This window comes from Parablastomonas sp. CN1-191 (genome assembly GCF_049354825.1).
Lineage (GTDB): Bacteria > Pseudomonadota > Alphaproteobacteria > Sphingomonadales > Sphingomonadaceae > Novosphingobium.
The window spans coordinates 1,557,626-1,569,900 of sequence record NZ_CP186480.1; the positions used below are offsets into that span (position 1 = coordinate 1,557,626).

Sequence of the window (12,275 nt, forward strand, 5' to 3'; positions counted from 1 at the left end):
GCGGGCGACGACCGTTTCTCACGTCGATGCTGAGGGCTCATTCAACATCATCTCCGTTAGACGCCGGGGACGGCATTCAATCTCCTAGCTCGCAGGTAGCCTTACAGATGTTATAAGGGGAGCCTGTTTTCGTCTTTTGACCGGAACCTGACCATGTCCAGGATGACCTCCACCATTGACCTTTCCGGCCAAAAGTTTGGTGATTGGGTCGTGTTGGCGCGCAGCCCCACGAACTATCGACGTCATGCGCAATGGCTCTGTAGGTGTTCGTGCGGTGTCGAAAAAATCGTGCTTGGTAACAATTTGCGTCGCAATATCTCGACTTCCTGCGGGCACGCATCGAGGACCGCCGGCGGACTTTCATTGAAATACTTAGCTGAATACCAGATTTGGTCGAAGATGTTGGCGAGGTACGGCGAAAGGGGGAAGCACGAAGCTCTGGATGGTTGGGTGTGCGAGAGATGGCGCTCATTTGAGAACTTCGTGAAAGACATGGGCCATCGCCCATTTAAAAGCGCGCGGCTCAACAGAATCGACATGGCTGGACCATACTCCCCGGATAACTGCCGGTGGATAGACGCGCGCTTGATTTCCAGAAGCCAGCGTTCTGTCCGTGAGCTGGAGCATGACGGTTTGCGCCTATCGATTGGCCAGTGGTCCGAGAAGCTTGGTGTGCCGGAACGGCGTATCAGCGGGCGCCTAAGCCAAGGATGGAGTGTCGAGCGCGCGTTGACCCAAAAGCCCAGACGAAGCCCCGCAAAATAATATTCTGAGCCGTTTGCGTAAGACAGGCTAGTGACCGCGCCCACGTCGGGCGCAAGTTGGCTAATTCGGAAATAGGCGCCAACCGCTCCCGCCCGTTTGGCCGTGGGTCTACGCAATGGACCGGTCGCTCGTTTTGAGGCCAATGGCCCAACGGCTAGGTTTCCCAATCGCTCGTTGGGGGCAGCAACACTAGGAACGACGAGGTCGATCCTCGATTTGGCAGCCGGATCGCGAACAGACATCTGCCTTCACCGAACAGCGCGCGCGCGATGTTTCGGCGGAAGCAGGCGATGGCCATACGGAAGGTCGGCAGCGTGCTCTCAATCTCTGCTAGCATTCAGCCGGCGTGCAAATCTCCTTGATGGAGAACCGCCAAGGATCGCGGGCAGAATTCCCGGGCCGATTGCACTCGCTGCCGGGGCAAGCCTTCGTATTCGAGCTACAGATCTGCGAGCGGGACGCACGTTCGCGTCAGCATAGCGACACCGTATTTGCAGCTCCAGGTCCGCATAATGCTGGCGGAAGTCGGTAATAGGGCCGCTGAACGCGGATGACCGCCGGCAGAGCGTAGCCCAATCACAAGGTAAGGGATTCTACTTAACTCTGTTGTAAGGATTGCGCTGGTAGGCTAAGGAAATCGCGAAGGCTAAGGGTTCAGGCGGGTCTGGCTCAGGCTGCGGCGAATTTAAGGATCGGGAATTTTATATGAACAAATTCGGTATTGCCGGCGCGCTCGCGCTGGGCATTCTTTCGTCGAATCCGGCACTCGCACAGGCATCGGCTAGCGCGAACGCTACTGGTTCAACCACAATCATCCAGCCGGTCACGGTCTCAAAGACTGCTGACTTGGTCTTCGGACGCGTAGTGCGTCCCGCGACTGGATCGGATACCGTATCGATTACCAATGCCAGTGATGCTGTGACGGCCAGTGGCGGCAGCGCGGTCCCGATTGCGACGACCGGCGTCACCACTTCGCGCGCTAAGTTCACCGTTGCCGGCGAGGGCGGGCAAACAGTCGCACTGACGATCCCAGCCAACTTCACTATGACCGGAACAGGCACCGACATTGTCGTGACACTTTCGAGTGACAAGACCGGTTCACAGTCGCTGGGCGGCACGCTTGGAACGTCGAGCTCGATCAATCTCAACGTCGGCGGCAGCTTTACGTTGGCGGCGACTCAAGCGACGGGCGCCTACACCGGCTCGTTCACCGTCTCAGCCGCTTATAATTAAGCGCATAGAGCGGGCAGGAAGCCTAGTAGTGGGGCGGCAGCTTTATCGGGGAGCTATTCCCGCAGCGATGGCTGCCGCCGCGCTGGGCCTGTGGTCTGGGGCCGCGGTTGCGCAAAGCGCTCGTACACAGGCCGCTCTGGAAATTGTCGGCAGCGCTGGCACGGCGGCAATTTACAGTGCTTTAGGGCAATTTTCGCTTACGACTGGCATGCCACCGCAAGGCGAGCCGGGCCGTCCGGTTGCTTTGGGCCGAACCAGCACGCTCGGCACGGGGGCTATGGATTCGGCTTTCGTTGCCAGTATCAACAACTTCGAAGACAGCGGCGCTACAGATTTAGCGAGCGGGATTCAGAGTGATCGCTCGACGCGTTCGCGCGAAAGGGGCAACAACCTAATCCTGGCTCAATATAACTGATTCGCCGGAGGTTGATGTGGTAACAAGTTCGATACAGGCCCGGATGGCAAAGGGCTTGGCGCTGGTGCTCATCGCGTTTTCGTTCGCGTCTGGCGAAATAGCCGCAGCCCAGCCGGTCCAGGCCAGCCAGAATGCGGTGCCCTCAGCCAACATACCGAACATCAACATAACTCCGCGCCGTGTTATCCTCTCCCCGCGCAAGCGCAGCGACGCTGTGTTCGTGTTCAATCAAGGGACAACACCGATCACGGTCGATGTCTCGCTGATCGATAATGTCATGCTGCCAAGCGGTGAAATCGTGCCACTGACCGAGGCCAAAAAACGCGGTGGAGCTACCGCCACGCGCGCGTCTGCGGTCACTTCAGCGCGCGCCGGCATGATTGTTTCTCCCAGTCGCTTGTTGCTCGCTCCAGGTAAGGGAAGAACCGTGCGCATCCAAGCACCGCTTGCCGAGACCGGGGCGCCCGCGGAGGCGCGCACTCACCTAACGATTACGACTGTACCCCCGCCGTCGAGCGGATTGACCGCTGAACAGGCTGCCGACGCGGCAAAGCGCGGCGAGTTGTCATTTAATGTTCAAACGATTTTTGGGCTTAGCATCCCAGTGATCGTTCGCAATGGCGCGCCTGTCGCGCAAGTTTCGTTCGGAGACCTGCAGCTAACACAGGAAGCTGCTCAGGCTCCGGCGCGCGGCAACGTCCCGATCTTAATTGTGCCCATCAATCGGACGGGCACCAAATCGGTCTACGGCAATCTCGAGGTTCGAGCTGTAAAGGGCAAAAGCGCCGAGGTGATCGGTTTGGCGCGCGGCGTCGGGATCTACACCGAACTCGAACAGCGTGTCGTGCGCTTAACCTTGAGCCGTGCCCCTCGGAACGGCGAATCGCTCACTGTGACTTACTACGACGATGAAGGTGCGACATCGAACGGTAAGCTGGCGAGCGGTGAACTTGTCGTAAAATAGATCATGTGGGCCGGCACCGGGTCCGCGGTCCTGTTTGCAGGGCTCCTCTGCGCACCTGCGTCGGCCGCAACAACGGCGGCAGTTTCAACCTCGCAGGATAACACTTCGGTGCAGGGGCACTCCGCTGAAATGAGCGCACGCAGCGACGTGCTACTCTTCGAAGTCGATTTCGGCCAGGCGACTCTGATTGACGCCATTAAAGCATACGGCGATCCCGCCGATCCCCTGCTGCCGATAGGTGAACTAACGCGAACTCTCGAGCTCGACTTTGCCATTACCGGCGTCGGGGTCGGAAGCGGGCGGATCGGTGCCTCACGCCGCCCCCTGACACTCGACACTAATCAGCACTTCGCTGCCCTCGCCGCAAACCGCATCACTTTGGCCGAAGGCGATGTCTATGCGACGCCGACCGAGATTTATCTACGTGCAAGCACGCTACAGAAGCTTCTGCCCATTCGCCTGACCATAGACAGCGACGCCATGAGTATCGCGCTTTCGGGCACAGAACCCCTTCCCTTCGAGCTGCGCAGTAGCCGTCTCGCCCATCGCGCTCTGGTCGGTGAAATTGACAGCAATCTGCCCGATTCCCTCGCGATCGCTTCGCCCTATGCCTGGCTTGGTGCCCCTGCTTTTGATATCGGCATGGCGCTGGGCTCAGATAACGCACGGGGTGGCTTCACACGCCGTTTTGAGGGACGTGTAGCGGCTGATGTCCTCAAGACATCCTTCAGCGGCTATGTTGGCACCGATGATTCCGGCCGGCCCAGTTCGGCGTTGGTCCGCCTCGAACGACGCGATGCCGCTGGCTCACTCCTCGGCCCGTTACACGCGACGTACGTCGCAGCAGGCGATGTCTACGCTCCAGCTCTAGCGATCGGGGCGCGCAGCGTCGGCGGTACCGGCGTTGTGATTTCAACCGCACGGATTGCGGAGACGAGCGTTTTCCAGCGTATAACTTTACGTGGCGAATTGCCGCTCGGCTACGATATCGAACTTTACGTAAACGAAGTGCTTCGCGGCGCCCAGGACAAGAGCGTGCAGGGCCGGTACGAATTTGTCGATGTACCACTTGTCCGCGGCCGAAACGTTATCCGCGTGGTGACATTTGGGCCGCACGGCGAACGATCTGAGCAGACGCGCGTGATCAATGCCGGTGGCGGCCAAGTGGCGGCGGGGCAATTGTCTCTGGACGCGGGATTCGTCCTGCAAGACCGACCCGTCTTCACACTCGATAGGCAGGCCATTCTTCCGCCCAGCGGTCGCAAGGGTAATCCGCGCGGCGTTATTCAGCTCGCTTACGGCCTCACTCCGACCGTGACGCTGATCGGTGGCTATGTGCATTATTCGGACGATTTCGGCCAAGTTCGCAACACCGCCACAACAGGACTTAGAACGTCGTTGCTTGGTGTCGCCGTGCAGGCTGACTACGCGCGCGACTTCGGCCGCGGCTCATCCTACGCGTTGGGCCTGGCCGGTTCCGTCGGGCCGATTTCTTACTTCGCCCGCAATAACGAATATAGCGGTGACTTTAACGACGAGACAAACGCTCTTGTAGAAATCACGCGGCCGCTGCGCCGTTCAACCGAGGCGCAAATCGACTCCGTCGTTCACTTGTTCTCTCGAAATGCAATTCCGGTATCGCTTCGAGGCTTGCGCGCGGAATATCTCAATGGCGACGCCACCCTGTACGTTCAAGGCCGCACGACCGTCAGCTTATTTGATACGCTTTTCGCTGTTGGCAGCGATTACCGATCGGACGATGCGGGAAGTAGCACGACTCGCACCTGGACCGGCGACTTGGCCGCAACGCGCCGCCTCGACAACTGGCAACTTCGGGCCGCTGCCAATCTGGATTTGCAGCGCCGGTTCGATCTTCGAAGCTTGGCCATGACTGCGGACCGGCCGCTCAGTGAGCGCTTCGGTCTGCGTCTCGGGCTGGGCAAGTCCTTTGGGATCGTGCGTGATTTGACCGCACAAGCGGGAGTGAGCGCCCAGTTGCCGTTCGCCGATGCCAATTTCTCGGGTGCGTATTCGACAGAACAGAAGCGATGGCAAATTGGCATCCAGCTCAATTTTGGACTCGCGTTCGATCCGTTCGCCCGCCGCTATAGAATGACGCGTCCCGGCCCGGCCGGTGGCGCGAGTGCCGCGCTGCTGGCATTTGTCGATGCTGACGCGGACGGGCGAGCCGGCGCGGACGAGCGACGGCTGGAGGGCATAAAGATCACAGGCATCGGCAGCAATGTCGTCACCGATGCCAAAGGCGAGGCGTTTGTGACCGGATTGGGCAGCAATCCGACCGGTGCGTTCCGCGTCGACAGTTCGTCGCTTGACGACGTGTTTCTGACCTCCCCGCCGCAGGACGTGTCGTTCGCGCCTAGGCCGGGACAGGTTCTGCGCGTCCCCTACCCCTTCACCCCGACCAGCGAGGTCGTCATTCGATTGCAGATTGAACAGCCCGATGGGACCCGCGTCGGGCTCAGCAGTTTGCGTTTCGTTCTGGTGACGCCGGATGGCGGTCTCGTGGACGGCTCGACCGAGTTTGACGGTACCGCGGTCTTGGAAAATGTTCGCCCCGGCCGATATGAACTGCGGCTCGATCCAGAACAGTCGCGCCGCTTGGGGATGCGGCTTGCGAAGTCCGTAACTGTATCGGTGAATTCGGAAAGTGGGCAAGTCTCGGCTAGTGGAATCATTATTTTCGAAGGCGACAAGCCGTGAGGGCGAAACACATCGTTGCGATTGCCTGTGCCGGAGCGTTTTTAACTCTCACGCCATGCGCGGCGGCACAGACCTACACGGTCACGTCGGTCAGCAACACCGATCTTGGCACGATTGCCGCCGCAGCAAATGGCACTACTGTTTTTACCGTAGACGCATCAACCGGTGTGGTGACTAAGAAGTCGGGAAATGGTGCACGGATATCGGCCACCACGACACGGTCGCTGATCACGATCAGCTGCAATACTCCCGGAAATTGCAGTAATGACACCCCGAAGATTACAATTGCGCCGACCGGCAGCCCTACCAACCGCGCTAACTCCCTCACGAATTTTACGCTCTCAGTCACTGGCGCCACAGCAACGATAGTAACGCAGCCTGGTACCGGCAATTCGATCACTGCGACGCTCGCGGCAATTCCTAAGGGACTGAGCCGAACGATCTACGTCGGGCTTGATGCGACCTATTCGGGCGATAACTCGCCAGCGGCGACAGGTCCGGCCAACGCGAATTTCGTTGTCACAGTGACTACAAACAGCGGCAGCGGCGCCACGACGTCGACGGGCCTTGTGACAGCAACCGTATTTCGCACGCTGACGATCACAAACGGGACCCTGCTCTCTTTCGGACGGATCAGCCGCCCCCTCAGTGGGGCAGGCACCGTTAGTCTGCCTGCAGGCGCGGCGTCGGTAGCTGTCACCGGAAACGGAGTCGTGGCAATCGCGAGTCCAGCGCCCTCATCGGCGATCTTGACTGCCAACGGTGAGGGGGGACAAGCTCTCACTATCTCGGTCCCGTCCAGCTTCACTATGGCAAACGGGGCGAGCACGCTGACGGTAACAACTCAAGCAATTAACACCGGTGCCCAGACGCTGACCGGAACTATCGGCAACACGGGCAGTAAGACCGTGACGGTGGGGGGCTCATTCCCGATAACTTCAACAACAGCTCTCGGTGCTTATAGCGGCAACTTCACCGTTACTTTCCAGTACAACTGAAGTACCGCCACCAGCGCAAAATCGCGCTGCGCGCGAGGAATTAATCTGCGCGGGACCGGAACCGCGGGCACGTGGGGAAATACAGACGCTTGCCCGCCTGGCGCTCTTGACCCGGTATCACTCGGTCGGGTTGTCAAGCCCCTCCACCTGCCGAAGCCGATGTCATCGCATGATGGCCGGACCGTAAAGGCGACCTGCAGATTCCCCTGTTCTGACGAACAACAGCCCCTGATATGTTGATAACGCTCCCTGTTCTGTGGCAAAAAATCCCTGTTATGGCGAGGAACAGGGAAAGGGGAATACGACCATCCCAAACGACTGATTAAGCAGACAGATCTCGTCAGAGAGATGGTGAACGAGACCAAATTTGCCCTGCTTGCGGCCCAAAATTTGCGAATTTCCCTGTTAATTGCCGCAAAACAGGGAAACGCCGGATGATACTGGTCCACCACAGACTGCGTCGCGCACCAAACAGTCCTAAATCGATAGCAGAACCTGCCCTCGGGCCCGCTTCCCTTGGCAAGTGGCGCAGTTCTGCGCGCTTTCATGGTCGACCTATCGAGACGTGCAGCCAGAGACGTGGCACATGCCGGCGACACGAGCCGCTAAACCGACGGCCGTCTCTGGTGCTAGGAATCTTACTGCAGTTGATTTTAGCTCAGTAGAACCCGAGCGCCGCTCGCTGCTCACTCCAGGCGAGAGGCAGCTCGCACGCCAGCAAGTCCCGCGCCTTCAGCGAAGGTGGCTGGCGTCCTTCCAGGATCGCTATGACGATGTCCGGCGCAAGACAGGACAGCGCAACAAGCTGCGCCAGACGGGTCCGACAACTCCCGGCGCGCTTCGCGATCTCCGCGATTGATTGATCGGGATGCGCCTTGAGTGCCTCACCAGCCGCGCAAGCTTCCGCGATCAACAACACGAGTTTTTCGTCGCGGGTCGGAGCCGGAGGTTGGTCAGGCGCTGGAATGACCAAGCGGACCTGGTGCCCGCGACGCACGCGTGTCGCGGGACAAGATAAGCTCACCGGTCCAGAGAACACGGTTGGGGCGTCTGGTACGCCAAGCATTGATCGAAGTCCTGCGTCGTCCAGCTGGATGCCGATGCCCTCTCCGCGAAGCTCCACCTCGCTGAGAATCTGCCCGATCAACTCGATCCGCGCGGCAAGCCTGCCGCTTCGAAGCACCGTAGCCATGGCTTCGCCGGCCGCAATAACGGCGCGCGTCAAATGCGCATCGTCCTGCGATGGTCCCAGCCAATCGCAAATTGCTCGCTGGTCAACGGTCCACTCGGCCATGCGCTCGCAAACAAGTTTCTCGAGATCATGGGCCGACACTCGCCATGCCGGCTCCCCGTCAAACTGATCGCTCCTCGTGGTGTAATACCGGTAGCGGACGCCAGCCTTGCAGGTATGGCTGGACGTCATCGCCCGTCCCCGTCCATCTTTGACTTTGCCCACGAGCAAGCTGGGGTGCTTGGCCTTTATCCGACGGGCATGGCCCTGCGCCCGCGCGGCGAGGACGGCCTGGACCTCGGCCCATAAGTCATCAGGCACGATCGCTTCGTGCTCGGCATCGAAATACTCGCCCTTGTGGATGAGCTTGCCGCGGTAAACCTGGTTGGCGAGGAGATGATACAGCGTGCCGCGCCGGAAGGCGCAGCCACCCCGTTTGGGTCCGCTGGCATTGTACTGCACCTTCGTGCGATGGCCTTCGCGCGCGAGTTCGTCGATGAGTTCGGGGACCGAACCGAGGGCAATATAGCGCCGCATGATATGACGGACGAGCTCGGCCTCGGCGTCGTTGACGATCAGCTTGCGATCCCTGACATCGTAACCGAGCGGGACCGGCCCACCCATCCAGATGCCCCGGCGCCTTGATGCCGCAATCTTGTCGCGAATGCGCTCGCTGGTCACCTCACGTTCGAACTGCGCGAAGCTCAACAACATGTTGAGCGTGAGCCTCCCCATCGACGTGGTGGTGTTAAACGACTGGGTGATCGACACGAAGCTTGCACCTGCGGCGTCCAGCACTTCGACGATCTTGGCGAAGTCGGCGAGGCTGCGGGTCAGCCGGTCGATCTTGTAGAGCAGGATAATATCGACCCTGCCCGCGGCGACATCCGCCAGCAGGCGCTTGAGCGCGGGCCGTTCCATGTTACCGCCCGAGAAACCTCCATCGTCGTACCGCTCGCCATTGAGCGTCCAGCCCTCGTGCTGCTGGCTAAGAGCGTAGGCCGAGCATGCCGCGTGCTGGGCATCGAGGCTGTTGAACTCCTGTTCGAGACCATCTTCGGTCGACTTGCGCGAATAGATCGCACAGCGATAAGTCCGATCAGCCACGGCGCGTCAGCCCGAAGAATCGCGGTCCCGACCAGTGAGCGCCAGTGACCTCGTGAGCGATTTTCGAGAGTGAACGGTAATGACGGCCCTCCCAGGAGTAGCCCGTCTCTGTTGTCAGGACAGCGATCGTGCGTCCCTGCCATTCCCGGATTAGGCGGGCGCCGGGTGCCAACTTCCTGCTTGGCTTTGTTACGATCGGCAGCGCGACCGGCGTCCTGCTCCGGACCAGTTCGCGCACGACAAGCGCGGGCAGGCCGCCCAAGCGCTTTTCCTGAAGCCGCTGCGCAAGCAGCCGGCGGAGCAGCGCGGCGGCGATCCTCGGCACCTCCGTTCCCGTAAGTGCCTCCCATGTCGAGCGCAGCTCGGCCGGCGCTAGGTCCCCGAGCAGAGCAAGTTCTTTCCCGATACGGGCTTCGGCGCGCGCATGCCTCGGGGTGCTCACCATCTCAGCACCGCGCGAAATAAGTTGTCTGATCGCTGACCTTTAGACGCTCGATGACCGCGCCGTTCTTCCGGAGCCCCGTTAGCGCCGCGCGGATCGTGTGTGGAAGCCAACCGGTGGCTTCGATTATCGGATGCCGCTCGCCCGATGTGGCCGGTGTGTCAGGTGAGTTTGCTGAGCAGACCGACCAACAGCGGCTGAAGCTGCCAGCCACGATGGCCACATCTGTGGGCGCGTACGGCATCAGCGTTTTTGCCGCGGTGATTTTCTTCTTCGGCGGAGCGGCGCACCGCAGCTATCCGGTTATCGACGCGGCCGGACGACTCCACGGCCTGGCATCGCGGTCCGGCGCGCTACGCTGGCAAATCGACGGCGATCTGAACGACGTTTTCCTCGCCGACGCCCTGTCCGACCCGATGCAGCCGTTCGCATTTCGACATTCGCCTATTGGCGAAGTCGCCGACCAAAGGGTCGCAACCGACATTGGCCAAATCCCGATCGTCGACGAGGTTACTGTGCAGGTGGTGGGGATTCTCTCGCGCCATGATCTTCTCAAGGCACGCGCTGCGACGCGGCGCACCGAGCTTGAGCGGGTCTGACCTGCGCAGTCATTTAAGGCTTGGCCCCTGCTCCGCGTGGACTAGAGTGCGAAGGCCATCAGGCCCTTCCAGCGAACCGAGGATCCGATGCAACATCTAGGACTGCCGTACAGCCGAGGATCGCTTGTCGGCAAGCGCGCGGCCGGCCTCCTGGCGGTGGCGGCCCTTTGCATCGGCGCGCGCGATGCCGCTCGGTCCGAGACGACCGGACGGGTTTTCTACGTCAGCGAAAGCGCGGGCAATGATGCGTGGCCAGGCATGTCCGCCGAGCGTCCCTGGCAATCGCTAGCGCGCGTCAATCGCGAGAATTTTCGACCGGGCGACCAGATCCTGTTCAAGGCTGGCGACCGCTTTCGAGGACAGCTTTCCTTAAGATCCTCAGGAAACCCCGGCCAGCCGCTGATGGTGGCGAGCTACGGCACTGGGGCAAGGCCGCTGATCGATGGCGCGGGCGACCCTGACGGAGCTTACGAAGCGGCGATCCTGGTGAGGAACCAGCACGATATCGAGTTTCGCGGGCTGGAAGTTACCAATGCGATCGAAGTCCTGCGACCCGGCCAAGCCGCCGATACAGCGGCTGGGCTGTTGTTCGTGGACGACGGTGCCGGGGTGCTGTCGCATATCGTGCTGAGCGACCTTTCGGTTCATGACGTGTTCGCCAAGGCCATTGCCCACCGAACCGAGGATGAATTCAACCGCGTGACGGTGAGCGCCATCCGCTTCGTCACCACCGACAAGCAGAGCCGGTCGCAGCCATCGTATTTTCGCGGCATCCGTATCACCGGCAACCGCATCGCCGACACCGGCCGGTTCGGTGTGCAGATCGGCGATGCCGGCCCGCGTGGCGCGGGCAACGGCAATGCGCACGGCCGCGATCCGGAAACCGGCTTCAACCGCGATATCGTAATCGCCGGAAACAGGTTCTTCGAACTCGGCGGTTCGGCGGTGCAGCTGGCCGGAGCCAGTCATGCGCTGATCGAGAACAACGATTTCGACTTCAGCGGATCCAGCGCGCGGCCGGATCGCATGGTGGGGCGCGGCAGCGGCGCCTGGGTGGTCAATTCGCGCGATATCGTGGCCCAGCGCAACCGTTCGCGCCATGTCCGGGGGTACAAGGACTCCTACGGAATGCACGTCGACTTCGGCAATCTCAACGTGCTGTACCAATACAACTATTCCGAAGACAGCGAAGGCGGCTTCGTCGAAATCCTGGGCAACAACCGCAATATAATCTGGCGATATAACGTCAGCGTGAACGACGGCCATCGCGAAAAGGAAGGCAACACGCTATGGTTCAGTTCATGGTCGCCCCGGCGCACGCCCTCGACCGGTATCTTCATCTACAACAATACGGTGTTCCTGCGCCCCGGCCTTTATCCCGACCTGTCATTCACGGTTGCCGATGCCAGGATCTGGAACAACATCTTCGCTGTTTCGCACGATGCGATGATCGGCGAAGAGATGAAGCTCGATCTGCGCGGGGGGACGCTCGACGTACGTAACAACCTGTTTCAAGGCCACGTTAACTCGGCCTTTGCCGCAATGGGCAGCGGCAATCGGACCGGCGATCCGCGCTTCACGGCCGCCGGTCTGACCGCCCCGGCCGGCTACCGGCTGGCGCGCGGCAGCCCCGCGATTGGTGCCGGGACACCGCCTCCGCCACCATCGTTTCCGGCCGCGGGGAAGGGCATTTTCGCAGGGATCAGCGCCGCGGCGAAGACAGACTTCTTCGGCACGCCGCTGCCGGCAGACGGGACGGTCAACATCGGCGCTTATGGAGGCACCGGCGAATAATCGCCG

At 60.7% G+C, this 12,275-nt stretch carries 11 protein-coding genes; 8 read left to right on the top strand and 3 right to left on the bottom strand.

From position 1 onward, the window contains the following. The first annotated feature begins 162 nt into the window (after positions 1-162). From ACOYW6_RS07750 to ACOYW6_RS07775, 6 genes are all read left to right on the top strand, one after another. The gene (locus tag ACOYW6_RS07750) at positions 163-765 is read left to right on the top strand and encodes a hypothetical protein (protein WP_423140756.1); all 603 of its coding nucleotides are present in this window, start codon (positions 163-165) and stop codon (positions 763-765) included. Positions 766-1,470: 705 nt separating this feature from the next. Then, positions 1,471-1,998: a DUF4402 domain-containing protein gene (locus ACOYW6_RS07755; RefSeq protein ID WP_423140757.1), complete on the top strand. Its 528-nt coding sequence runs from the start codon at positions 1,471-1,473 to the stop codon at positions 1,996-1,998. Between the two features lie 67 nt (positions 1,999-2,065). After that, positions 2,066-2,413 carry a hypothetical protein gene (locus ACOYW6_RS07760; protein ID WP_423140758.1) on the top strand — a complete coding sequence of 116 codons (348 nt, stop codon included), beginning with the start codon at positions 2,066-2,068 and terminating at the stop codon, positions 2,411-2,413. A 55-nt stretch (positions 2,414-2,468) separates the two neighbouring features. Beyond that, positions 2,469-3,377, top strand: coding sequence for a hypothetical protein (locus ACOYW6_RS07765; protein WP_423140759.1), 909 nt, complete (start codon positions 2,469-2,471; stop codon positions 3,375-3,377). A 3-nt stretch (positions 3,378-3,380) separates the two neighbouring features. After that, on the top strand, positions 3,381-6,098 hold the full coding sequence (locus tag ACOYW6_RS07770) for a hypothetical protein (RefSeq protein ID WP_423140760.1): 2,718 nt from the start codon (positions 3,381-3,383) through the stop codon (positions 6,096-6,098). Beyond that, on the top strand, positions 6,095-7,096 hold the full coding sequence (locus ACOYW6_RS07775; protein ID WP_423140761.1) for a DUF4402 domain-containing protein: 1,002 nt from the start codon (positions 6,095-6,097) through the stop codon (positions 7,094-7,096). The genes ACOYW6_RS07770 and ACOYW6_RS07775 overlap by 4 nt, the downstream gene beginning before the upstream one ends. A 658-nt stretch (positions 7,097-7,754) precedes the next feature. Here ACOYW6_RS07775 and ACOYW6_RS07780 read toward each other — a convergent pair. From ACOYW6_RS07780 to ACOYW6_RS07790, 3 genes are read right to left on the bottom strand one after another with little or no spacing between them, the layout of a single operon-like run. Then, on the bottom strand, positions 7,755-9,434 hold the full coding sequence (locus ACOYW6_RS07780) for a recombinase family protein (RefSeq protein ID WP_423140762.1): 1,680 nt from the start codon (positions 9,432-9,434) through the stop codon (positions 7,755-7,757). Further along, positions 9,427-9,879, bottom strand: a complete 453-nt coding sequence (locus tag ACOYW6_RS07785; RefSeq protein WP_423140763.1) for a DUF2924 domain-containing protein — start codon at positions 9,877-9,879, stop codon at positions 9,427-9,429. Before ACOYW6_RS07785 ends, ACOYW6_RS07780 begins: the two co-directional genes overlap by 8 nt. Position 9,880: 1 nt before the next feature. Then, positions 9,881-9,973, bottom strand: a complete 93-nt coding sequence (locus tag ACOYW6_RS07790) for a hypothetical protein (RefSeq protein ID WP_423143088.1) — start codon at positions 9,971-9,973, stop codon at positions 9,881-9,883. Between ACOYW6_RS07790 and ACOYW6_RS07795 the strand changes: the two genes are divergently transcribed. Further along, positions 9,930-10,475 (top strand): CBS domain-containing protein, encoded by a 546-nt coding sequence (locus tag ACOYW6_RS07795; protein ID WP_423140764.1) that lies wholly within the window; start codon positions 9,930-9,932, stop codon positions 10,473-10,475. The genes ACOYW6_RS07790 and ACOYW6_RS07795 overlap by 44 nt on opposite strands. Before the next feature lie 87 nt (positions 10,476-10,562). Further along, entirely contained in the window at positions 10,563-12,269 is a 1,707-nt protein-coding gene (locus ACOYW6_RS07800) for a right-handed parallel beta-helix repeat-containing protein (RefSeq protein ID WP_423140765.1), read from the top strand. Positions 12,270-12,275: the final 6 nt, after the last annotated feature.

Coding starts and splice junctions, on each gene's coding strand:
- ACOYW6_RS07770 (WP_423140760.1), top strand. CDS start 3,381: ATGTGGGCCGGCACCGGGTCCGCGGTCCTGTTTGCAGGGCTCCTCTGC.
- ACOYW6_RS07785 (WP_423140763.1), bottom strand. CDS start 9,879: ATGGTGAGCACCCCGAGGCATGCGCGCGCCGAAGCCCGTATCGGGAAA.
- ACOYW6_RS07750 (WP_423140756.1), top strand. CDS start 163: ATGACCTCCACCATTGACCTTTCCGGCCAAAAGTTTGGTGATTGGGTC.
- ACOYW6_RS07800 (WP_423140765.1), top strand. CDS start 10,563: ATGCAACATCTAGGACTGCCGTACAGCCGAGGATCGCTTGTCGGCAAG.
- ACOYW6_RS07755 (WP_423140757.1), top strand. CDS start 1,471: ATGAACAAATTCGGTATTGCCGGCGCGCTCGCGCTGGGCATTCTTTCG.
- ACOYW6_RS07795 (WP_423140764.1), top strand. CDS start 9,930: ATGACCGCGCCGTTCTTCCGGAGCCCCGTTAGCGCCGCGCGGATCGTG.
- ACOYW6_RS07760 (WP_423140758.1), top strand. CDS start 2,066: ATGGCTGCCGCCGCGCTGGGCCTGTGGTCTGGGGCCGCGGTTGCGCAA.